This window comes from Aliidiomarina halalkaliphila (genome assembly GCF_007096385.1).
Lineage (GTDB): Bacteria > Pseudomonadota > Gammaproteobacteria > Enterobacterales > Alteromonadaceae > Aliidiomarina > Aliidiomarina halalkaliphila.
The window spans coordinates 1,224,122-1,246,230 of record NZ_VJWL01000001.1 but is presented as its reverse complement, the minus strand read 5'-3'; the positions used below and the strand labels follow the sequence as shown (position 1 = coordinate 1,246,230).

The following is a 22,109-nucleotide window of genomic DNA, read 5'->3' as shown; positions in this document are numbered from 1 at the left end:
GTTGGTTAAATGGGTGTAAATACTTGCGAAATTGCAAGTTATCAGACATGATTTTTGCACAGTCATTAGCCAAGGACTCCCGTTCGGGGTACGCAGGATAGGTGGCAACAACAATGAAAAGAAAAACAACTATGTTTAAAAAACTCCCTCTTGCCTCTGCTGTCGCACTTGCAATCGCAATGCCTGCACAGGCTGCAGAATTTACCGCAGGTCCGTTTGAAGTTAACTTTGATTCAACCTTCTCGGTTGGGGCAACTTGGCGGGTAGGCTCTCGAGACAATCGAGTGCTGCATCCGGGCAACTACGAAGGTGGATTGGGGCAATCGGGTGTTGCCGATGATGGTAACCTGAACTTCGATCGGGGTGACCTAACAGCTTGGGTTTTCCGTGGTATTCACGATGTGGATATCCGCACTCAAAATTCAGGTGGTTTCTTTGTTCGCTTTAACTACTGGTATGATGCTGTACTCGAGCGCGAAGGCGTTCCACACGGTCATACGGGTACAAATTACTTCCCAGACTCACGCCTTGATGCAGACTCTTTTGATGATTATTCAAAAGGGAAAGGGATCAACTTACTGGACGCTTTCTATTACACGAACTTCCATTTAGGTGACACACCTGTGGATCTGCGTGTAGGTCGTCAGGTACTGAGCTGGGGTGAAAGCACCTTTATCTTCAATGGTGTGAACTCAATTAACCCGCTCGACGTGAACGCGGCCCGCCGCCCTGGTGCGGAAGTGCGTGAAGCATTGCTGCCGGTAGGTATGGTGAGCACGTCTATCGGTTTATCCGATGCGTGGAGCTTAGATGCGTTCTGGCAATTCGAGTGGGATAACACCAAACTCGACGGTTGCGGTACTTTCTTCTCAACAGTCGATATTTTGGGTGGCCCAGGTTGTAACAAAGTAACCTTAAACCCAGAAGTCGCGCCAGGTCGGTTCTTAAGTGACCGCGAGTCTGTTGAAGCCGGTTTTTACTTAACCCGGGCTGAAGATATCGAAGCGAGCAACACAGGTTCTTATGGTATTTCTGCCCGTTACTATTCAATGGATCTGGACACGGAGTTCGGCTTCTATTACATGAACGTGCATAACACCACCCCTATCATTTCTGCATATGACTGGCGCACCAACAACTTTAGTAACAACATCGTGTCACAGTTGGGTCCAGAGTATTTTGCGGAATACCCTGAAGACAACGAGATCGTAGGTGTGAGCTTCAGTACCACATTGAGCGACTGGTCATGGGCTGGTGAAGTGAGCTACCGTCCAAATCAAGCGGTGCAAATTAACACCACTGAAATCCTGACGGCTGGTTTGCGTCCAAACGTACCAAGCACCTTTACGCCGCGTATCATTGAAGCACGCCCTGATGGCAACGCAGTAGGCAATCGTGCACGGGGTTATGAAGAGTTGGAAGTGTGGCAAGCACAAACAACATTTATTAACTTCTTTGAGCGTCTGTGGGGTTCTGACCGCATGACGTTTATCGGTGAAATCGGTGCGAACTATGTGTCTGATTTACCCGGTCTCGACGAGCAGCGTTTCGGTCGTAGCCCGGTATATGGCAAGTGTTTAACGCGTGCTGACCAAATGGCGCTAGGGAATCCAAGCCCAACGGCAGACATGAACTGTGATGGCTTTGTAACGAGCTTCTCATGGGGTTACCGGACGCGCTTTATCTTTAACTTCTCGAATGCGTTTATGGGCTGGAACATCAACCCAACAATCGCATGGAACCACGATGTTAAAGGTTACTCGCCGAACGCAAACTTCATCGAAGGTCGTCAAAACTTAGGTCTGTTGCTCGACGCAAACTACATGAGCAACAAATACCGGGTGACTGTGGGTTATAACCGCTACCAAGGCGCAGACTACGATCCAATGCAAGATCGGGATCATATCTCAGCTAGCTTCTCGGTATCCTTCTAAACCACCGCACAAGCTTAAAAAAGGCCTCCATCTCGGAGGCCTTTTTCGTATCCAACGCACCGCGTTGGCCCACGCCCAGAAAAGGCCCGGGGGTGGGAAAGCCCCGCGGGGGACGCCGTGAATACATCCATGTAGGCTTGGGCGCGGCATCCCTGCCGCGCACACCCCCACGTGACTTATCCCACCCCCGCGCCAGACTAGCCCCCGTATCCAACGCACCGCGTTGGCCCACGCCCAGAAAAGGCCCGAGGGTGGGAAAGCCCCGCGTTGGCCTGGTGCCACTATAGGGCTCAGGGCGAGGGCTATCCCCGCCCTAAACCCCGTACCCAACGCACCGCGTTGGCCCACGCCCAGAAAAGGCCCGGGGGTGGGAAAGCCCCGCGGGGGACGCCGTGAATACATCCATGTAGGCTTGGGCGCGGCATCCCTGCCGCGCACACCCCCACGTGACTTATCCCACCCCCGCGCCAGACTAGCCCCCGTACCCAACGCAGCGCGTTGGCCCACGCCCGTGCTAGATCAGCCTCAACCGCGTTGGCTACGATGGCGAACTCATATAACCTATGGGTGTGGTTGTGATAACGAGGAATAATGGATGGAATCTTGGCAGGGGTTGTTTGAGCAAGAGCGGCAGAAGTCGTATTTTCGCGAGCTGCGGGATCGGGTGTTGGCCGAGCGGGCGGGGGATGTGCCGATCTATCCGCCCAAAGAACAGGTATTTCGTGCCTTTGAATTAACCCCTAAAGATCAGGTGAAAGTGGTGATTCTTGGACAAGATCCCTATCACCAGCCGGGGCAGGCCCATGGCTTGGCTTTTTCGGTGCCCGCGGGCATCAGGCCGCCGCCGAGCTTAAAGAATATTTATAAAGCCATTCAACACGACTATCCAAACTTCGCTATCCCGCAGCATGGCGATTTAACGGCCTGGGCACAGCAGGGGGTGTTGTTATTGAATACGGCGCTGACGGTGCGAGACAGCAGCCCAGGAGCGCATGCGAAGTGGGGGTGGCAGGAATTTACTAAGGCGACTTTGGCGTACTTAAATGAGCTGCAACCGATGGTGTTTATGTTGTGGGGCAAGCATGCCCAGCAACTCGGCGAGCATATCGATCAGAACCGTCATCTGCTATTGGAATCGGTGCATCCCTCGCCGCTTTCGGCGCACCGTGGGTTCTTAACCTGCGGGCACTTCAAAGCGGCAAATGCATGGCTGCAGGAGCAGGGTCGTGCGCCCATCAACTGGTAACGCAAATGTGATAGTGTGATCACATATGTGCAACAATTTTGCTTTACATTTACCCTCGTTGTGGCACTATGTGTAGGCGCTAACAAAAATATAACAGCGATGTTCAAATAGGGGGAGCTCATGAACCATACGGAAGAACTCAGCAACGCATCTGAGAAGTCAGGTAAGGGTCGGGCAAAGCGGAAATGGCGTGAGATTGAAGCGCTAAAAGAACGTAAACGCTTAGAAAAAGAACTCATGGATATCGACTACACCTACGACTTAGACGTAGACGATTTAGAATTTTAAAAACGAACGCCGGCTAATGCCGGCGTTTTTGTATCTGTCAATAAAGTAGGATACGCAGTAGCTGGTCAGCTTGTATAGAAAGCTTCGAACCAGCGCGGTGCGTTGACTACTTTAATAGTGATTTAGGTAACAAGGGGCGCATCTGCGTGACCATGGTTTGTAATACCCGAGGCGATGCCGCTACGATGTTGCCTGATTTCTGGTGATTCATACCACCACCAAAATCAGTTACGACCCCACCTGCTTCACGCACGAGTAGCTCACCCGCGGCGGTATCCCACAGCTGCAATCCCGCTTCCCAATATCCATCCACGCGACCAGAAGCTACATAAGCTAAATCAAGGGCGGCGGAACCGGCACGACGCACGTCTGCGGCTTGTTCAAAAAACTTATTAAAGACTTTTTGATAGTCAGGCAGTAAATGCTTGAGCTTAAATGGGAAGCCTGTGGCTAATAAGGTGCCTTCGAGGTCTTTGCGCGGTGATACCCGTATACGATAACCATTTAATTGAGCACCGGCGCCGCGGCTTGCGGTAAACATTTCTTCGCGCACAGGATCGTACACCACAGCGTGCTGCGTGATGCCTTTATGCATAAGTGCTATTGAGATACAGAAGTGCGGAATTCCGCGCATGTAATTGGTGGTGCCATCGATGGGATCAATTACCCACAGGTAGTCTCCCTGCGCCTGATGTTCTCCCGATTCTTCGGCGAGAAAGCCGTGATCAGGATAAGATTTTTGGATTGTTGAGATGATGGTCTGTTCACAGGCTTTGTCGATGTTAGTGACAAAGTCATTCAGACTTTTTTCAGCAAATTCGACTTGGTCTGGTTGCTGAAACGATTTCATCGCAACACGGCCGGCTGCACGTGCAGCGCGCACCGCAATATTTAACATTGCATGCATGGGAGGTTCCTGTACTGGCAAAGAGCAGATTAAAAAATCGGCGTGATTATATGCAAATTAGCAGGCAGATGCAATGAAGGGTGTGCTGTGCTATTCTCCCGCGGATTTTAAATTGAGCATTTTAGCGACGTTTCTGGGCTCCCAGTATGCTAACAATAAGGGTAGAAGACCTATGTTAAATCAAATTCGTGTTGTTCTCGTGGGTACCACCGACCAACGTAATATTGGCTCGGCAGCTCGCGCTATGAAAACGATGGGCATTCACGAATTGGTGTTAGTGCAGCCCGAAGAACTTCCAGAAGGTAAGGCTCAGGCATTGGCGGCAGGTGCCACCGATGTACTCGCCAATGCTACGATTATGGATAATTTGGCGGATGCGTTGGCGGATTGTTCGTTGGTACTGGCAACAAGCGCCCGTAATCGTACCCTTGATTGGCCGCAATTAACGCCTCGGGAAGCGGGTGTGAAAGGTATTCAAGAAGCCGTATCGGGCGCAAAGGTGGCGATTATCTTTGGTCGCGAGGCGAGCGGATTAACCAATGAAGAACTGCAAATGGCGGATTTTCATGTGCATATTCCGGCAAACCCTGACTATAGCTCATTGAATTTAGCGATGGCGGTGCAAACCGTGAGCTATGAGATGCGGATGGCAGCATTGGCTACGCAAGAAGCCCCTGAACAGGCCCCCCAAGGGATTAGTGAAGACTATCCGCTACATGAAGACCTCGAAGGCTTCTATAATCATTTAGAGCGGGCATTGGCGGCAACTGGATTTATTATTCGTAAACACCCGGGCATGGTGATGACCAAATTACGTCGTTTGTTTAATCGGGCCCGCCCCGAGAAAAACGAACTGAATATTTTGCGCGGCGTGCTCGCGTCGGTAGAGCGGGCTTCAGGTGCGTCTGTGACACTTCACGAGCAACAAGATTCTACGACAAGCCAAGACGGCGAAAATCACTAATTCCGAAACCTGAGCTGAGGACAACCATGAAATATCCCGTTTACCTTGATTATGCTGCAACCACGCCGGTCGATCCGCGAGTTGCCGAGTGCATGATGGGATATTTAACCATGGATGGCGTGTTCGGTAATCCGGCGTCTCGTTCTCATCGTTTTGGTTGGCAAGCGGAAGAGGCCGTAGATATTGCCCGGGAGTCTATAGCTCAGCTCATTCATGCGGATCCTCGGGAGATTGTATTTACATCGGGGGCGACGGAAGCATCGAATTTGGCCATTAAAGGGGTTGCTGATTTTTATCAGGAGCGTGGTAAGCATATCGTGACGGTCTGCACCGAGCACAAGGCCACGCTAGATACCTGTAAAGCCCTAGAAGATGAGGGGTATGAGGTCACCTATCTGACGGTGAGCGATACCGGAGCCCTTGATCTGAACGCGGTAAAAGCCGCATTGCGCAGCGACACGGTGTTACTTACAGTGATGTATGTGAACAATGAGATTGGCGTGATTCACGACATCGCAGCGCTTGCAGAGATTGCCCATAATAACGGCACTTTGATTCACGTGGACGCGGCCCAGGCTGTCGGCAAAATCCCGGTGGATGTGCGTGCGTTGGATATTGATTTAATGTCGATTTCAGCGCACAAGATGTATGGGCCGAAAGGCATTGGTGCGTTGTATGTGCGTCGAACGCCGCGGGTATATTTGGTGTCGCAAATGCACGGCGGGGGTCATGAACGCGGCATGCGCTCGGGCACCTTGCCCACCCATCAAATTGCTGGGTTCGGAAAGGCAGCAGAGATTGCTGGCCAAGAATTAGCGGCCGAGTCTGAGCGCTTAGCCACATTACGGCAGCGCTTATGGGACGGCCTGAAATCCATCCCGGGGGTGGTTTTAAATACTGATCTAACGCACAGCGTCGCGGGCATTCTCAATGTGGGCTTTTGTGATGTGGAAGGGGAAACCTTGCTGATGGCCCTAAGCCAGTTAGCGATATCGTCGGGCTCGGCCTGCAACAGCGCCAGTGTAGAGCCGTCCTACGTGTTGAAAGCCTTGGGTCGCTCGGATGCCGTTGCTCATGCCAGTATTCGATTGAGTGTTGGACGCTTTACCACCCCAGAAGAAGTGGATTTTGCCGCGCAATTGGTGCGCGATACCGCGAACGGATTACGCAACTAATCTACCGAACCCACCCGACCCACGCCCTGGATGTGTTCGCACATCCGTTTCTTTCGATAGCGTGGGTTCTCGCATGCCTGTGGTTATTTTAGCCGCGACGCAAAGGTTTTCTTAAACTTGGCAAGTTTTGGCGATACCACCGCTTGGCAGTATTGGTTCTCTGGATTGCGCTCAAAGTAGTTATCGTGATAATCCTCGGCGGGATAGAAAGTCGCGATCGGCTCGATTTGGGTCACGATGGGCCCCTCCCATGTCTGCTCTTGTTCCATCTCCGCAATAATGCTGCGTGCCGCCTCAGCTTGCGCTTCGTCATGATAGAAAATCGCGGTGCGATATTGGCTGCCGATGTCATTACCTTGACGATTCACTTGCGTAGGATCGTGCAGTGCGAAAAAGATCTCGAGAATTTCACGATAGGAAATCGCCTCAAGATCGAACTCCACCCGTATCACCTCCGCATGCCCGGTGTTGCCAGTACACACATCTTTGTAGGTTGGATTCTCGGTTTGTCCGCCGCTGTAGCCCGACTTTACCGAATGTATGCCTTGTACTTGATTGAACGCAGACTCGAGGCACCAAAAACATCCGCCGGCGAGGGTTGCTACGTGAAGAGACTTGTTCATTAAGGGACTATCCTACTGCAAATAAACATCTAGACGTCTAAAATACATCAGGGATGGATACTTGCCAAGTAAAGAATCTGTCATGAATCAGAGTTATGCTGGAAGTATAAAGAATTAGTGGGAAAAATTCCCTGAATCACGTATAATCCGCGCGTCTTTTTTAACCAACTTTTATGATTAATCGGGAGTACAGCAATGGCTTTGGAACGCACTCTGTCCATCATTAAGCCTGACGCGGTTGCCAAAAATGTAATCGGCGCCATCGTTAACCGTTTTGAAAGCGCAGGTCTGCGCATCGTCGGCCAAAAGATGATGCACCTGAGCAAAGAACAAGCGGAAGGTTTCTACGCTGAACACAAAGAGCGTCCGTTCTTTGGTGCTTTAGTTGAGTTTATGACTTCTGGCCCAATCGTTGTGATGACGCTGGAAGGTGAAGACGCGGTACGTAAGAACCGTGAAATCATGGGCGCGACTAACCCACAAGAAGCAGCTGCTGGTACCTTGCGTGCTGATTACGCTGAAACGATTGATGAAAACGCTGTTCACGGTTCAGATGCAGTTGAATCTGCAGCTCGTGAAATAGCTTATTTCTTCTCTGATGAAGAAGTTTGCTCGCGTACCCGCTAAAATAGTAGGGTAAGCACTTTAAAAAAGGGGCTTCGGGCCCCTTTTTTGACCGTTATTCTTTGGCCTTGTTGGATTTCGATTCAACATGCCACGTTAGACAAAACTTGAGGTCGTCATGACAGGTACTCCATGTAGCCCAGCTAAGGAATTAGCAGAGGGAACCCAAAAGAAAATCAATTTGCTGGATTTGAATCGGCAAGGATTGCGGGATTTCTTTGTGCAGCTCGGCGAGAAGCCGTTCCGTACGGAACAGGTGATGAAGTGGTTGTATCACTATTGTGTTGACGACTTCGATCAAATGACCAATTTAAATAAAGCGCTGCGGGCCAAGCTAAAAGAAGTGGCAGAGGTACGTGCGCCAGAAATTAAAGTACAGCAGCAATCTGCCGATGGAACCATTAAGTTTGTGATGGAATTACGCGATGGTCAGGAGATTGAGGCGGTGTGGATTCCAGAAGATGATCGCGCTACCTTGTGCGTGTCATCACAAGTAGGCTGCGCATTGGAATGCACCTTCTGTTCAACGGGGCATCAGGGCTTTAATCGCAATCTCCGCGTCTCTGAGATCATCGGTCAGGTGTGGCGAGTCAGTAAGTTGCTCGGGCCTTTTGGCGACACCAACGTAAAAGCGGTTACGAACGTGGTGATGATGGGCATGGGTGAGCCATTGCTCAACGTAAAAAACGTGGTGCCGGCGATGGAAATTATGCTCGACGACTACGGCTTTGGTTTATCCAAGCGCCGAGTGACCTTGAGCACCTCCGGTGTGGTGCCTGCACTCGACTTATTGCGCGAGCAGATTGATGTGGCGTTGGCGATATCTTTGCATGCGCCCACCAATGAACTACGTGACGAAATCGTTCCAATCAATAAGAAGTATCCGATTGCGGAGTTCTTAGCGGCGTCGCGGCGCTATGTGGAGCAATCAAAAGCGCAAACAAAGGTGACGGTGGAGTACGTAATGTTGGATCATGTGAATGACTCAACAGACCAAGCCCATCAATTAGCAAAAGTACTGAAAGATACACCAAGCAAGATTAATTTGATTCCGTTTAACCCATTTCCGGGATCAGGTTACGGTCGATCAAGTAATTCTCGCATTGATCGTTTCGCAAAGGTGTTGATGGAACACGGTTATACCGTTATCGTTAGGAAGACCCGTGGGGATGATATCGATGCGGCTTGTGGTCAACTTGTAGGTGACGTTGTCGATCGCACCAAACGGTTATTGAAAAAACAACAAAAACAAAAGAATGGGGAACCGATTAACGTAAATGTGGTCGGTTAGCCTGTTACAACACCGATTTTCGCAATGGATTGCCCTAGAGTAGTGAATTCAGCTAAAGATGACCGAAACTAATCAAAATGACGAGCACCACCACGACGAGGTGAGTGAAACAGAAGCGAGCCCACCGGTTTCTCCGGGCGAGCTGCTGCGCGATGCGCGGGAGCAGGCCGGATTAAGTGTGAGCCAAATTGCCGACCGTTTACGTTTACGCCGCACCCAAATTGAAGAACTCGAAGCCAATGAGTTTAGTAAGTATGTGGGCGGAACCTATATTCGAGGCTATTTGCGCTCTTACGCAAAGTTAGTGAACCTTGATGAAGCGACGGTCATTTCCGCCTACCAAACCTTTCTCGGTGAAGAGGCGCCCGCCGGTCAAATGCAAAGCTTTTCGCAAAAGACCAAGCTCGAATCGCAAGATAACAAACTCATGCTGATGACCTGGATCATTATTTTGATCTTAATTGGCTCGGTGGCTGTGTTTGTGTGGCAACAATTCACTGAAGAAAAAAATGGTGATGGCATTGTAAATAGTAACGCGCAGCAAGAACGCGTGAGCAATCGCCAAACCACCACACCAACACGTTCTGACACGGTGCAATCGCAAACCCGGCTTGATGCCCGTGATGAAGATGATGTAATCGCCACGGATGAAACGGAAGATTTGGTGGAAGCACCGGTAGATACACCTGAGTTAACCGGAACTCAGGATCCTGCAGTAGTCACCGAAACCCGCTCCGATCCTCCGCCAACGGAAACAAGCAGCGCGACGCGCTCGCCTGAACGAACAGAACAACAAGTAACTCAAGTACCGGCGACTACCGAAGACCCCAGCGTGCAGAATGAAACCACAGAGCAAGCGGTGTCGGCTGTCGCAGAGGCAGAGCTAGTGCTTACCTTTAGTGATGATTGTTGGGTACGCATTGAAGATGCCACTGGGGAAGTCATTGCCTTTGGGGTAAAACAAGGCGGTCATGTGATGCCGTTAGAGGGCCAGGCCCCTTATGAAATTACGCTTGGCGCACCGCAGGCGGTTTCCGTGTATTTTCGCGGTGAAGAAATTGATTTAACGCGCTTTAGAGGGCGTACCGCACGCTTTACTCTGCCTAGCCAAGGCTAACCATATTCGACGTTTGTGAATAGAGAGCAGTAACACACCATGAACCACGAAACTCCGATTGTCCGTCGTAAAAGTCGCCGCATTTACGTGGGTGATGTGCCTATTGGTGATGGTGCCCCAATTGCCGTGCAATCGATGACAAATACCAACACCAATGATGTTGACGCGACTGTGGCGCAAATTGAGCGTATTGTCGCGGCGGGTGCCGATATTGTGCGCGTATCCGTGCCCACCATGGATGCAGCGGAAGCATTTAAACTCATTCGTCAACGGGTGACGGTTCCTCTGGTTGCCGATATTCACTTTGATTACCGTATTGCCCTGAAAGTAGCGGAATATGGCGTGGATTGTTTACGCATTAATCCTGGCAATATCGGTCATGAAGATCGTATTCGGGCGGTGGTTGATGCCGCTCGGGATCGCAATATCCCCATTCGAATTGGTGTTAATGCCGGATCCTTGGAACGCGAAATCCAAGAAAAGTATGGTGAGCCGACGGGTGCCGCACTGGTAGAGTCTGCGCTCCGCCATGTGGATATTCTTGATCGTTTAAACTTCCACGATTTTAAAGTGAGTGTGAAGGCATCAGATGTGTTCCTTGCCGTCGATGCGTACCGTTTACTTGCTAAACAAATTGAACAACCCCTGCATTTGGGGATCACCGAGGCAGGTGGTGCCCGAGCTGGCGCGGTAAAATCGGCGATTGGCTTGGGGATGCTGCTCAGTGAAGGAATCGGCGATACCATCCGTGTGTCGTTAGCGGCGGATCCTGTAGAAGAAATTAAAGTCGGCTTTGATATCTTGAAGTCGCTCCGTATTCGCAGTCGCGGCATTAATTTTATTGCCTGTCCGAGCTGCTCGCGCCAAGAATTCGATGTCATCTCAACGGTGAATGCCCTTGAGCAACGCTTGGAAGATATCACCACCGCGGTGGACGTGTCGGTCATTGGCTGCGTTGTTAATGGCCCTGGTGAAGCGATGGTCGCGCAAATCGGATTAGCCGGTGCGAAGAACAAGAGCGGTTTTTATAAAGACGGACAGCGGCAAAAGCTACGTATCGACAATGATAATATTGTTGACGAGCTAGAAGCACAGATACGGGATTACGTAAAACGTCGTGAGCAAGAGACACCTATCGATATTCAGAACCTCTAGTTTTACCTAATGGGGCAAACACCCTATAATGCCGGCGTTGTTAATACCGTCATGTAATTGAGACAGGAATTCCCAAACTGTGACAAAACAAATTCAAGCCATTCGCGGCATGAACGATATCTTGCCAGACCAAACGGGTCGTTGGCAGCAGCTTGAGCAAGTGATTCGCGACCTTGTTGCGAATTACGGCTACAGTGAGATTCGCATGCCGGTGGTGGAACAGACCGAACTGTTCAAGCGCTCTATCGGCGAAGTGACCGATATCGTTGAAAAAGAAATGTATACCTTTGCTGATCGCAATGGCGACAGCCTTACCTTGCGCCCAGAAGGCACTGCGAGTTGCGTGCGCGCAGGCAATGAGCATGGGCTGTTGTATAACCAAACCCGCCGACTCTGGTATATGGGCCCAATGTTTCGCCATGAGCGACCCCAAAAAGGCCGTTACCGTCAGTTCCACCAAGTGGGTGTCGAGGCTTTTGGTTTAGATGGCCCAGATATAGACGCGGAAATGATTTTGATGACGGCGCGGTTATGGAAAACCCTTGGTTTGTTGCCATATCTTACTCTTGAACTCAATTCGCTAGCCTCCAATGCAGCGCGAGCTGATTACCGAGAAGCGCTCACCGCCTATTTGCGTGCGCATCAAGAACAGCTAGACGAAGACAGTGTGCGTCGCTTAGACAGCAACCCACTGCGAATTCTTGATTCAAAAAATCCTGCTATGGCGGAGGTGTTGGCGAAGGCACCCAAACTCAGTGAATATTGGGATAGTGAGTCACGAACTCATTTTGAACAACTTTGCGCCTATTTGGATAACGCAGGTGTACGCTATGTGCATAACGAGCGTTTGGTGCGTGGATTAGATTATTACAACCGGACTGTGTTTGAGTGGGTTACCGATAGCTTAGGCGCGCAAGGTACTGTTTGTGCCGGTGGTCGCTACGATGGTTTGGTTGAACAATTAGGCGGTAAGGCGACCCCTGCGGTCGGCTTTGCGATGGGTCTAGAACGTCTGGTGTTAATGCTCGAACACGCCGATAACCAGCAGCTACCGCGGAGTGTCGACGTTTATATAGTTGCCGCTGGCGCGGAAGCGGAACTTCCAGCAATGACTGTTGCCGAACAGGTTCGGGACGCACTGCCCAGCCTGCGCGTCATGCTTCATTGCGGTGGCGGAAAGTTTGCAAAACAATTGAAGAAAGCCGACCAAAGCGGTGCCGAAGTAGCGTTAATTATTGGTGCCAATGAAGTTGCAGAAAACAAAGTGACTGTGAAGTTCTTGCGTCGTGATGCAGAGCAAACAACAGTTCACATGAATGACGTATCAACGGTGCTTAGCACCTTGGTGTAAATCAAGAGGACACGGCAGTGGAAAACGAAGATCAACAAGTCGAACAGATAAAAGCGTTTATTAAAGATTACGGACCTTGGATCGTGGCGGGTGTAGTGCTCGGTTTAGGGTCTCTGTTCGGTTGGCGGTATTACCAAGACAGTCAGGTCGAAGCCGCACAAGCACGAACTGCAGTTTATCAGCAAGTCATTGAAACCTTACAGTTTGGCGAAGACCAAGACGCGTTGGCCCGTGCCCAGGCGATTACGAGCGAGTTATCAGGCTCGGAGCAGGGCGCATTAGCTCGGTTGTATTTAGCGCAACACGCGGTAAGTGCTGGTGATCTAGACACGGCGCGTAGCGAATTAGAAACAGCACACGCTGAATTACGCCACGAAGACTTAAAATCCATTGTGGCCATGCGTTTAGCACGCATTGATGCAGCTTTGGAAGATTTCACGAGCGCACAAGCATGGTTAGCTGGCATTCGCGGCAGCGCATTTGCGGCTGGCGTGGCGGAAATCCAAGGTGATATCTACTTTGCACAAGGCAACTATAGCGCTGCACGGGAGTCTTATCTGGCGGCAGCAGACGCATCTGCAGCGGGCGCAAATAATGCCTTGCAGATGAAAATCGACAATCTGGCAGGACACGAATGATTAAAACAAAACACTGGTTAGTCGTCGCCGTAGCATCCATATTTTTGGCGGCCTGTTCATCCAAAGATGAAGGGCCTCGTCATGCTGAGCTACGCTCTATTACCACCGAAGTGACCGCTTCCGAAGTATGGAGCACCCGAGTCGGCATTGGCCAAGGGAATCATCACTCGCGCTTGCGCCCTGTGCATCAAGATGGGGTGATTTATGTGGCGGGACGTCACGGCGCTGTAGCGGCAATAAATGCCGAGAGTGGGCGCAAACTGTGGTCAAAAGAATTAGGTGGCCGCAAACCAGTATTTGGTCGCTACTTTGGCGGTGAGCCAGCGCGTTTGAGTGGTATCGCAGTTGCTGGTTCGATGTTGTTTGTTGGCTCTGAGAACGGTTTGGTATACGCATTTAATGCCGATAACGGTGAGCTACTTTGGGAACAAAAAGTACCTGGCGAAGTGCTGGCCGCACCGACCGTGGGCGAAGGTCGGGTGGTGGTTCATTTAGGTTCTGGTATTGTCGCGGCACTGCGTGCACGTGACGGCGAGATCATGTGGACGCATGAAGAAGAAGTGTCATTGCTGAGTTTGCGCGGCACATCGCCAGCGGTAATTAATAGCGGCGGTGTTATTTTCGGCAGCGCCACCGGCAAAGTCGTGGTGTTAATTGCCGAAAATGGCATGTTGGCATGGGAAGAACGAATCTCGGTTCCTACCGGATCTACTGATCTCGAGCGCTTAGTTGATGTCGATGGCGCGCCATTGGTGTGGGGCGGCAATATTTATGTGTCGGCCTTCAATGGTGATTTGGCAGCATTTGATTTGCGTAATGGCGAAGTGTTGTGGAAACGTGAATACGGCAGCTGGCGTGGCCCAGTGCAAGCAGTAAACCGTATCGTGTTAGTGGATCAGCAAAGTCATATGATAAGCATTGACCGTTCCAACGGTATGGAGTTATGGCGCAATTCGGATCTGTTCTTGCGTTCATTAACGGAGCCGGCGGTATCTGGCAGTTATTTGGTATCCGGTGACCGTTTTGGTTATTTGCATTGGTTCAATCGCAGCAATGGCGAGCTGGTTGGTCGCTATCAAGTTGGTGATGACCGGATTCACGGCGCACCGGTGATTGTTGACGATAAATTAATTGTGCAGGATGCGAAAGGCAATGTGGTTGCCATACGCGCCCAAGGCCAATAATCATGCATACGTAAACGCTCACTTGTAGTACAATAGCGTTTGCAGGCGGAGCACCGCCAATCGTTCAGGGCCGAGTTGGGCCCTGAACGTGTTTCAGGAGAGAGGAAATTACATGATACCCGTGGTCGCCCTTGTGGGCCGTCCAAATGTTGGCAAATCCACACTATTTAATCGCCTTACCCAAACTCGGGATGCCCTAGTGGCAGACTTCCCGGGGCTGACGCGTGACCGCCAGTATGGTCAGGGGCGTTATGATCAGTACCAGTTTATCGTGGTTGATACCGGCGGGATTCATGGCAAAGAAGAAGGGCTTGATCTATTGATGGCAAAACAATCGCTGCAAGCGATTGATGAAGCCGATGTGGTCTTGTTCTTGGTAGATGCCCGCACCGGCATTAGTGCCGCTGACGAATTTATTGCCGAATACTTACGTAAGCAAGATAAGCCTGTGTATTTAGTTGCCAATAAGGTAGATGGCCTCGACGGTGATGCGGCGGCTGCAGATTTTTATGGCCTTGGTTTAGGTCAGGTGTGGCAAGTGGCCGCGGCCCATGGCCGGGGTGTGAGCCAATTATTGCGCGCCAGTTTACAACCACTGGAAGCCGACTATCCGGACATGCTAATTGCGCCGAAGTCTGACGAGCCGAAAGAATTAACGGAAGCAGACGCCCAAGAAGAGATTGAGCGGCTGCAAGCACAACCTATTAAGTTAGCGATTATTGGTCGGCCAAATGTGGGTAAATCCACGCTCACCAATCGGATTTTGGGTGAAGATCGCGTCGTGGTATACGACATGCCTGGCACCACGCGTGACAGCGTGTATATCCCAATGGAACGCGATGGTCGTGAATACGTGTTAATTGATACTGCAGGCGTACGTCGTCGTGGCCGGATTGATATGGCCGTCGAGAAATACTCAGTGGTGAAAACCCTGCAAGCGATTGAAAGTGCGAATGTGGTGATTCTGGTTATCGACGCCCGCGAAACTATCAGTGACCAAGACCTGAATTTATTAGGCTTTGTGTTGAATGCGGGGCGCTCTGTGGTCATTGCTGTAAACAAATGGGACGGTTTGGAGCAGGATGCAAAACAGTGGATCAAAGATGAACTCGATCGTCGTTTAGGTTTTGTTGATTTTGCCCGCGTGCATTTTATTTCGGCACTGCACGGCACCAACGTGGGCCACTTGTTTACCTCGGTCCAAGAAGCCTATGCAAGTGCGACTAAACGGGTAAGTACTTCGCAGCTAACGCGCATTATGGAGTCGGCACAGGAAGAGCATCAACCGCCATTAGTGCGGGGCCGTCGGGTCAAATTGAAATTTGCCCATGCCGGTGGCTATAACCCACCTCTGATCGTGGTGCATGGCAACCAGGTCAACGATTTGCCCGAGAGCTATAAGCGTTACTTAATGAATTACTTTCGTAAGTCGCTGAAACTCATGGGTACTCCGGTAAAAGTGGAATTCCGTACCGGTAAGAATCCGTTTGAAGGGAAGAAAAACTCACTGACACTGTCACAACAGCGGAAGCGTAAACGCATGATGCGATTTGTGAAAAAATAGCCCGCGCGTCGGATATTAAGAAAGCCAGTCACACAATACGTGGACTGGCTTTTTTCGTTATTGTGGTTGCTCGGGGGCTTGATGGGCGTGCAACGATTGCACATCAAAGGCATTAAAATGGTAGTCAGTTAAGCAATAATCACAGGTTAATTTGAGCTCGCCTTCTTGCGCCAGAATATCCATTAACTCATCTTGCGGCACACTGCGCAATGCAGTTGCGGTCGCCTCTTTAGAACACCCACAGAAAAAACGGACTGCTTGTGTCGGGTACAGGTGGACTTCTTCTTCATGATACAAGCGTTGCAGCATGTCAGTTGCAGGTAATTGCAGCAATTCCTCGGCAGTCACGGTGCTGGCAAGAGTTGTAAGATGTTCAAAGCCTTCGTGGCCATTGCTGCCAGGAAGAGCTTGTAGAAATAGCCCTCCGGCGCGCTCCTGCTCGATATCTGCAAATAACCAAACACGGGTTGCCAACTGTTCAGACTGACTAAAGTACTCTTCGATACATGCAGCCAAGGAATCTCCTGCAATTGTTGTGACGCCTTGATAGCGTTCGCCATGTTCGGGAGTGAGGGTAATTAATAAAATGGCGTTATCGCCTACTAACTCGCGAAAGCTGGTTCCGGTAGGTTCTGAGGTAAGCCGGGCAACGCCCCGCAATGCTTGCTCATGGCTACCATTCACAGTGGCATAGTTAAGCGGCCCGTCGCCTTGAATTTGCACGTTGATGTGGCCTTCAAACTTCAACGTTGCAGTAAGCAGGCTGGTTACTGCCATCAGCTCGCCAAGCAGTTGCTTGACCGGTGCGGGATAAGCGTGGCCCTGAGTCAACGCATGATAACTTTCCTGTAACTGCACAATTTCACCACGTACATCGTGGTTGGCAAAGGTAAATCGTAGAATCTGATCAAGGGAATCCGACATAAAGGCGTCCTAAAAATTGCTAAAGCACGACCCGAGAGGGCGCACTATTGTTGCTTAAATTTGATTAAATCGCGTCGTTGTTTCTTGTCAGGACGCTGATCGGGGTGAGGATTATACATCTGATTGAGCTTACGCGCCCGCGCGTTTTCTTCACGCTTAGCCACGCTTTGTTCGGTTTCAGTATATAAAGTTTGGGCTTCGGCAGCCCCGCGACGTTGATCGCTGATGGTGTCGATGACGACCTCGTACCGGTCATAGCCCCGAGGAATGGTGAGCAGTGCGCCGACTTCAACAATCTTTGCGGGTTTGCTGCGCTGTCCATTGTAGTGGACTTTGCCGGCTTGAATCGCGCTGCGCGCAAGGGCTCGTGTTTTAAAAAAACGAGCTGCCCACAACCACTTATCTAACCGAACAGATACATTGCTCATGGTGTGAAACTCCTGCACAATTCAAGCGTCTGAGTGTAACATGATTCCTTACACAATTTTACGCTCCGTACATTGTTGTTCATCGCTTAGCACGCTAGAATGCTAATTCGATAACAATATTTTAATAAGAAGTAGATTCCACATACATGGTCAGTTCACTGTCACTCGGTTCGCTTTCCTTGGCGAGACTGAGCACCACTTATCGCAGCGTTTTGCAACCTGTTCTCACAGGTATTGGGATCTTATTGCTGTGTATTTCTGCGTGGCTAGCGGCAACCATTACGTGGCGACTGATTACACCAGCGGATTTGCCGGTCCCCCCAGCAATTGGCGGTCAGGCTGCTACTGAGCAGGTTCAGGTTAATCTCAATAGAATTCAGCAATTGCATTTGTTTGGTGAGCGCGGGGCCGAAGCAAGTCGCCAGCCGCGTACGACCGAAGCACCAGAAACCACATTAAATATTCGATTGGTGGGCGTGACTGCGAGTACAGTACCGGAACGCTCTGCCGCTATTATTCAGCAAGGCAACAACCAAGTGACTTATATACCTGGCGAAACGATTAGCTCAAGCCGTGCTGTAATCAATGAAATTTTATCAGATCGCGTGATATTGGAAAATGGCGGGCGTTTGGAAACCCTGTACCTCGATGGCCGTGATGGCTTTGAACCAGGTATCACCTTGCGCCAAGTTGATCAGCCCCAAGAGACGCGAGAACAACCCGTTGAGCGCGTCCATGAAGTACCGATTGATATCGGTACTGTGAACCCTGAAAACATCGGAGAGTTGGTCACAATCACGCCAGTGCAACGAGAAGGTAATCTTATCGGATACCGCTTAGCACCCAACAGATATCCAGAATTATTTGCTGCAGCTGGGTTTGAGTCAGGTGACATCGCCATTAGTTTAAATGGCTATGACTTGACCAATCTTGCCGAAGCAGCGTCTATCCTACGTGATGTCGGTTCACTCACCAACGCTACCGTCGTAGTGTTGCGGAATGATGAACCCATTACGTTGGAACTTAGAATTCCGAATCAATAGGTATCGATCATGCGTTTGCTAACAAAAATTATTGGAATGACTTTTGCAGCCAGCTTGGCCTTAGTGCCGATGCACGCGAGTCACGCTCAAGAAGAATTCTCAGCGAGCTTTAAAAACACCGATATCAATGAATTTATTCAAGCGGTGAGTCGAAACCTCGAAGAAACGATTATTATCGACCCCGAAGTACGCGGACGTATCAACGTGCGTAGTTACGACGTGATGAATCGGGAACAGTATTATCAGTTTTTTCTGAATGTTCTGGAAGTCTACGGATACGCGGTGATCCGCATGGACAACGGCCCCTTAAAAGTGATTCGCGATCGAGATGCGAAATCCGCACCGGTCCCTGTGGTCGATGACGATTCGTTTACTGGTGATGAGTGGGTAACCCGCGTTGTACCATTGCGCAACGTGTCGGTTCGAGAGCTTGCGCCTTTGCTGCGTCAGTTGAACGATCAGGCGAGTGGTGGTGCGGTGATGAGTTACGACCCATCGAATGTGATTATGATGAGTGGCCGCGCTTCCTTAATTAACCGCCTCGTGCAAATCATTCAGCACGTTGACCGGGCAGGCGACCAAGACGTAGAAGTAGTGCAGTTACAACATGCCTCGGCGGCTGAAATGGTTCGTATTGCTCAAAGTGTGTTTCAACAGCAAGGCTCAGGCATTCCAGAAATGATGATTCCGCGAATTGTACCTGATGAGCGGACCAATCGTATTTTAATCAGCGGTGATCCCCGTGCCCGTGAGCGCGTGGCGCGCTTACTGCGTCAGTTAGATACAGAAATGCAAACGAGCGGGAACACCCGTGTGTTCTATCTGCGTTACGCCAAAGCAGAAGATATGGTGCAGTTGCTGCGGGGCATGACCGAAACCATTATTGCCGAAGAGCGCGCGACCACCAGTGGTTCTGGTTCCGGCACTGGGGCTGCTGCACGAACAACCCGACGGGGCAATGAAGTGAGTATTGAAGCCCACAGCCCAACTAATGCCATCGTCGTGACCGCGCAACCTGATGTGTTACGCGCACTTGAAAGCGTTATCGGACAGCTCGATATTCGTCGCGCCCAAGTTCTGGTGGAAGCTATTATTGTGGAAGTGTTCGAAGGAGATGGCATTAACTTTGGTATTCAATGGGCCAGTGAAGAATTCGGTATGATGCAGCACAATAACGGTAATATAGTGCCGATTGGGCCACTTGGTATTGCCGCAGAAGCCGCACGTACACGCCCTGGTGCGGAAGTAACTCGGGTAGATAACGCAGGCAACCAGTTCACGACGCGGGAGCCGGATCAACGGGGTGATTACTCGTTATTGGCGAACTTGTTAGGCAACGCTAACGGTTTATTATTTGGTACCGTACAAGATGGTTGGGCGGCCGTTGTGCAAGCAGTGGCAACCACGACTAATTCGAATATTCTGTCGGCACCGAGTATCACTACGCTAGATAACCAAGAAGCATCGATTCTGGTTGGACAAGAAGTACCGACTATTACTGGTGCGACCGCTGGTTCAAACAACGACAACCCTTTCCAAACGATTGACCGTCGTGAAGTGGGTATTCGTTTACGTGTCACCCCACAAATTAACGAAGGTGATGCGGTTCAGTTACTGATCGAACAAGAAGTATCGAGTATTGCAGGGGCAACATCGGTGGATGTGACCTTCAATAAGCGCGAGTTAAAAACCACGGTGTTGGCGCGAGATGGTGAAACCATCGTGCTCGGTGGTTTGATCGATGAAGATGTGCAAGAAAGCTTGTCCAAGGTTCCGATTCTTGGCGATATCCCTATTTTAGGGCATTTGTTCAAATCAACCAGCGTAAACACACGTAAGCGTAACCTAATGATTTTTATTCGTCCGACGATTATTCGTGACGACGAGCGCATGGGGCAATTGAGCCAACGTAAATACAGTTATTTACGTGCTCAGCAGCTTGAGCAACGGGAACGTGGCATTTCGTTGCGTTCGCGCGATACCGTGCCGGTGCTTCCCGATTGGGATGATTACGACGCGTTACCGCCAGAATACCGTCGTTTCTTGGATGAGTGGCGCCGTGATATGGAAGACATTCGCAAAGAAGCGGAGTCGGGAGGGCGTTAATGAGCGACAGTACAAAGCTCGAATCTGAAGCCCAGACTATTCAAGCGGTTGCGGCACAAGTGCCGGAGCCTGGGGAAGCGCTAGCGCGTCTGCCCTATGGCTTTTCTCGCCGCTTTGGCGTGGTGTTAACTTGGGATAACGATCAGCCCACACTGCATACGCGCAAGAAAGTGAGCCCGAAAACCTTACACGAGGTACGCCGTTTATTGGGGCAGGCTTTTGCGGTTGTGGCACATTCCGAACATGAATTTGACCGTCTGCTTAGCCAAGCCTATCAACGCGACTCCTCAGAAGCGAAGCAGCTCATGGAAGATATTGGCAACGAGGTGAACCTGTTCTCGTTAGCCGAAGAGCTACCGCAAACTGAAGACTTACTCGATAGTGAAGATGATGCGCCTATCATTAAATTGATCAACGCCATGTTAAGCGAGGCGATCAAAGAAGGGGCATCGGACATTCACATCGAAACCTTTGAGAAAGACCTTGTTATTCGTTTCCGTATTGATGGCGTGTTGCGGGAAATTCTGCGCCCAAATCGTAAGCTGGCGTCCTTGTTAGTTTCGCGTATTAAAGTGATGGCGCAACTAGATATTGCTGAGAAGCGACTACCGCAAGATGGTCGTATTTCCTTGCTTATTGCAGGCCGTGCGGTGGATGTGCGGGTGTCGACCATGCCTTCGAACCATGGTGAGCGCGCAGTATTGCGTTTATTGGATAAAAACAACGCGCGCTTGGATCTCACCGAGCTCGGGATGACCGATAAGAATCGCAAGATTTTCTCCAATCTGATCCACAAACCTCATGGCATCATATTGGTGACCGGACCGACCGGCTCGGGTAAAAGTACAACCCTGTATGCAGGTCTTTCTGAAATTAATACCAAAGATCGCAATATTCTCACTGTCGAAGACCCGATAGAGTATGCGCTCGAAGGCGTCGGTCAGATGCAAGTCAACCCCCGCGTGGATATGACCTTTGCACGTGGCCTCCGCGCCATTCTGCGACAAGATCCCGATGTGGTGATGGTTGGGGAGATTCGTGATGGTGAAACCGCACAAATCGCCGTACAAGCATCGTTGACGGGACACTTAGTGATGTCAACCTTGCATACAAACACAGCCGCAGGTGCGATTACCCGACTTGAAGATATGGGCATTGAGCCTTTCTTATTGTCGTCGAGTTTGCTTGCGGTCATCTCTCAGCGCTTGGTGCGGACTCTGTGTAAAGATTGTCGCGAGAGCCATGTTGCCACGCCAGAAGAATGTGAACTGCTCGGGGTGGATGCCAGCTCCGCGCCCACCATCTATCGGCCCAAAGGCTGTGCCAAGTGTAATCATACTGGATATCGCGGCCGTACTGGGATTCACGAAATGTTGGTAATCGACGAGACCACTCGGGAGTTAATTCATAACGGCCAAGGTGAACAAGCCATCGAGCGCTATGCCCGTAAACATTATCCCGGCATCCGTCAGGATGGTCGTGATAAGATTCTTCTGGGGTATACCACGCTCGAGGAAGTTTTACGCGTTACCCGCGAGGAGTAATCC

The 22,109-nt window shown here is 50.6% G+C and carries 20 protein-coding genes; 16 read left to right on the top strand and 4 right to left on the bottom strand.

Going from position 1 to position 22,109, the window contains the following annotated elements:
* Positions 1-131: 131 nt before the first annotated feature.
* The 3 genes from FM042_RS05745 (at position 132) to FM042_RS05735 (ending at position 3,468) form a co-directional block, all read left to right on the top strand.
* Positions 132-1,934 carry a DUF1302 domain-containing protein gene (locus tag FM042_RS05745; protein WP_143235214.1) on the top strand — a complete coding sequence of 601 codons (1,803 nt, stop codon included), beginning with the start codon at positions 132-134 and terminating at the stop codon, positions 1,932-1,934.
* A 595-nt stretch (positions 1,935-2,529) separates the two neighbouring features.
* Positions 2,530-3,180 (top strand): uracil-DNA glycosylase, encoded by a 651-nt coding sequence (gene ung, locus FM042_RS05740; RefSeq protein ID WP_143235212.1) that lies wholly within the window; start codon positions 2,530-2,532, stop codon positions 3,178-3,180.
* Between the two features lie 120 nt (positions 3,181-3,300).
* Entirely contained in the window at positions 3,301-3,468 is a 168-nt protein-coding gene (locus tag FM042_RS05735) for a DUF3545 family protein (protein ID WP_143235210.1), read from the top strand.
* A gap of 106 nt (positions 3,469-3,574) precedes the next feature.
* Here the strand turns inward: FM042_RS05735 and suhB are convergent, their stop codons facing one another.
* On the bottom strand, positions 3,575-4,375 hold the full coding sequence (gene suhB / locus FM042_RS05730) for an inositol-1-monophosphatase (RefSeq protein ID WP_143235208.1): 801 nt from the start codon (positions 4,373-4,375) through the stop codon (positions 3,575-3,577).
* 172 nt (positions 4,376-4,547) lie between these two features.
* Here suhB and trmJ point away from each other — a divergent pair, with 172 nt between their 5' ends.
* Positions 4,548-5,339, top strand: a complete 792-nt coding sequence (gene trmJ, locus FM042_RS05725) for a tRNA (cytosine(32)/uridine(32)-2'-O)-methyltransferase TrmJ (protein WP_143235206.1) — start codon at positions 4,548-4,550, stop codon at positions 5,337-5,339.
* Positions 5,340-5,365: 26 nt separating this feature from the next.
* Positions 5,366-6,514, top strand: a complete 1,149-nt coding sequence (locus tag FM042_RS05720) for an IscS subfamily cysteine desulfurase (protein WP_143235204.1) — start codon at positions 5,366-5,368, stop codon at positions 6,512-6,514.
* 83 nt (positions 6,515-6,597) lie between these two features.
* On the opposite strand, the gene msrA is transcribed toward FM042_RS05720, so the two are convergent.
* Positions 6,598-7,137 carry a peptide-methionine (S)-S-oxide reductase MsrA gene (gene msrA, locus FM042_RS05715; RefSeq protein ID WP_143235202.1) on the bottom strand — a complete coding sequence of 180 codons (540 nt, stop codon included), beginning with the start codon at positions 7,135-7,137 and terminating at the stop codon, positions 6,598-6,600.
* 195 nt (positions 7,138-7,332) lie between these two features.
* Between msrA and ndk the strand changes: the two genes are divergently transcribed.
* The 8 genes from ndk (at position 7,333) to der (ending at position 16,061) form a co-directional block, all read left to right on the top strand.
* Positions 7,333-7,764 (top strand): nucleoside-diphosphate kinase, encoded by a 432-nt coding sequence (gene ndk / locus FM042_RS05710; protein WP_143235199.1) that lies wholly within the window; start codon positions 7,333-7,335, stop codon positions 7,762-7,764.
* 115 nt (positions 7,765-7,879) lie between these two features.
* Entirely contained in the window at positions 7,880-9,052 is a 1,173-nt protein-coding gene (locus FM042_RS05705; RefSeq protein WP_143235197.1) for a bifunctional tRNA (adenosine(37)-C2)-methyltransferase TrmG/ribosomal RNA large subunit methyltransferase RlmN, read from the top strand.
* 58 nt (positions 9,053-9,110) lie between these two features.
* Positions 9,111-10,169 carry a RodZ domain-containing protein gene (locus tag FM042_RS05700; RefSeq protein WP_143235195.1) on the top strand — a complete coding sequence of 353 codons (1,059 nt, stop codon included), beginning with the start codon at positions 9,111-9,113 and terminating at the stop codon, positions 10,167-10,169.
* Between the two features lie 39 nt (positions 10,170-10,208).
* Positions 10,209-11,324 carry a flavodoxin-dependent (E)-4-hydroxy-3-methylbut-2-enyl-diphosphate synthase gene (gene ispG, locus FM042_RS05695; RefSeq protein WP_143235192.1) on the top strand — a complete coding sequence of 372 codons (1,116 nt, stop codon included), beginning with the start codon at positions 10,209-10,211 and terminating at the stop codon, positions 11,322-11,324.
* 79 nt (positions 11,325-11,403) lie between these two features.
* Positions 11,404-12,675, top strand: a complete 1,272-nt coding sequence (hisS, locus tag FM042_RS05690) for a histidine--tRNA ligase (RefSeq protein ID WP_143235190.1) — start codon at positions 11,404-11,406, stop codon at positions 12,673-12,675.
* Between the two features lie 17 nt (positions 12,676-12,692).
* Complete coding sequence (locus FM042_RS05685) at positions 12,693-13,313, top strand: YfgM family protein (RefSeq protein WP_143235188.1); 621 nt, start codon at positions 12,693-12,695, stop codon at positions 13,311-13,313.
* Entirely contained in the window at positions 13,310-14,497 is a 1,188-nt protein-coding gene (gene bamB, locus FM042_RS05680; RefSeq protein WP_143235186.1) for an outer membrane protein assembly factor BamB, read from the top strand. Before FM042_RS05685 ends, bamB begins: the two co-directional genes overlap by 4 nt.
* 112 nt (positions 14,498-14,609) lie before the next feature.
* The gene (der, locus tag FM042_RS05675) at positions 14,610-16,061 is read left to right on the top strand and encodes a ribosome biogenesis GTPase Der (protein WP_143235184.1); all 1,452 of its coding nucleotides are present in this window, start codon (positions 14,610-14,612) and stop codon (positions 16,059-16,061) included.
* A 57-nt stretch (positions 16,062-16,118) separates the two neighbouring features.
* Here the strand turns inward: der and hslO are convergent, their stop codons facing one another.
* Together hslO and hslR are read right to left on the bottom strand one after the other, a co-directional pair.
* On the bottom strand, positions 16,119-16,985 hold the full coding sequence (gene hslO / locus FM042_RS05670) for an Hsp33 family molecular chaperone HslO (RefSeq protein ID WP_143235181.1): 867 nt from the start codon (positions 16,983-16,985) through the stop codon (positions 16,119-16,121).
* A gap of 44 nt (positions 16,986-17,029) precedes the next feature.
* On the bottom strand, positions 17,030-17,413 hold the full coding sequence (gene hslR, locus FM042_RS05665) for a ribosome-associated heat shock protein Hsp15 (protein ID WP_143235179.1): 384 nt from the start codon (positions 17,411-17,413) through the stop codon (positions 17,030-17,032).
* A 146-nt stretch (positions 17,414-17,559) separates the two neighbouring features.
* Between hslR and gspC the strand changes: the two genes are divergently transcribed.
* From gspC to gspE, 3 genes are read left to right on the top strand one after another with little or no spacing between them, the layout of a single operon-like run.
* Positions 17,560-18,456, top strand: coding sequence for a type II secretion system protein GspC (gspC, locus tag FM042_RS05660; protein WP_143235176.1), 897 nt, complete (start codon positions 17,560-17,562; stop codon positions 18,454-18,456).
* Positions 18,457-18,465: 9 nt separating this feature from the next.
* Positions 18,466-20,562 carry a type II secretion system secretin GspD gene (gene gspD, locus FM042_RS05655; RefSeq protein WP_143235173.1) on the top strand — a complete coding sequence of 699 codons (2,097 nt, stop codon included), beginning with the start codon at positions 18,466-18,468 and terminating at the stop codon, positions 20,560-20,562.
* On the top strand, positions 20,562-22,106 hold the full coding sequence (gspE, locus tag FM042_RS05650) for a type II secretion system ATPase GspE (protein WP_143235170.1): 1,545 nt from the start codon (positions 20,562-20,564) through the stop codon (positions 22,104-22,106). The genes gspD and gspE overlap by 1 nt, the downstream gene beginning before the upstream one ends.
* The last annotated feature ends 3 nt before the right edge of the window (positions 22,107-22,109 follow it).

Excerpts from the sequence above, each read along its gene's own strand:
- ung (WP_143235212.1), top strand. The coding sequence starts at position 2,530 with ATGGAATCTTGGCAGGGGTTGTTTGAGCAAGAGCGGCAGAAGTCGTAT.
- hslO (WP_143235181.1), bottom strand. The coding sequence starts at position 16,985 with ATGTCGGATTCCCTTGATCAGATTCTACGATTTACCTTTGCCAACCAC.
- ispG (WP_143235192.1), top strand. The coding sequence starts at position 10,209 with ATGAACCACGAAACTCCGATTGTCCGTCGTAAAAGTCGCCGCATTTAC.
- FM042_RS05745 (WP_143235214.1), top strand. The coding sequence starts at position 132 with ATGTTTAAAAAACTCCCTCTTGCCTCTGCTGTCGCACTTGCAATCGCA.
- FM042_RS05705 (WP_143235197.1), top strand. The coding sequence starts at position 7,880 with ATGACAGGTACTCCATGTAGCCCAGCTAAGGAATTAGCAGAGGGAACC.
- ndk (WP_143235199.1), top strand. The coding sequence starts at position 7,333 with ATGGCTTTGGAACGCACTCTGTCCATCATTAAGCCTGACGCGGTTGCC.
- suhB (WP_143235208.1), bottom strand. The coding sequence starts at position 4,375 with ATGCATGCAATGTTAAATATTGCGGTGCGCGCTGCACGTGCAGCCGGC.
- FM042_RS05720 (WP_143235204.1), top strand. The coding sequence starts at position 5,366 with ATGAAATATCCCGTTTACCTTGATTATGCTGCAACCACGCCGGTCGAT.
- FM042_RS05735 (WP_143235210.1), top strand. The coding sequence starts at position 3,301 with ATGAACCATACGGAAGAACTCAGCAACGCATCTGAGAAGTCAGGTAAG.
- gspD (WP_143235173.1), top strand. The coding sequence starts at position 18,466 with ATGCGTTTGCTAACAAAAATTATTGGAATGACTTTTGCAGCCAGCTTG.
- FM042_RS05700 (WP_143235195.1), top strand. The coding sequence starts at position 9,111 with ATGACCGAAACTAATCAAAATGACGAGCACCACCACGACGAGGTGAGT.
- bamB (WP_143235186.1), top strand. The coding sequence starts at position 13,310 with ATGATTAAAACAAAACACTGGTTAGTCGTCGCCGTAGCATCCATATTT.
- msrA (WP_143235202.1), bottom strand. The coding sequence starts at position 7,137 with ATGAACAAGTCTCTTCACGTAGCAACCCTCGCCGGCGGATGTTTTTGG.
- trmJ (WP_143235206.1), top strand. The coding sequence starts at position 4,548 with ATGTTAAATCAAATTCGTGTTGTTCTCGTGGGTACCACCGACCAACGT.
- gspE (WP_143235170.1), top strand. The coding sequence starts at position 20,562 with ATGAGCGACAGTACAAAGCTCGAATCTGAAGCCCAGACTATTCAAGCG.
- gspC (WP_143235176.1), top strand. The coding sequence starts at position 17,560 with ATGGTCAGTTCACTGTCACTCGGTTCGCTTTCCTTGGCGAGACTGAGC.
- der (WP_143235184.1), top strand. The coding sequence starts at position 14,610 with ATGATACCCGTGGTCGCCCTTGTGGGCCGTCCAAATGTTGGCAAATCC.
- hslR (WP_143235179.1), bottom strand. The coding sequence starts at position 17,413 with ATGAGCAATGTATCTGTTCGGTTAGATAAGTGGTTGTGGGCAGCTCGT.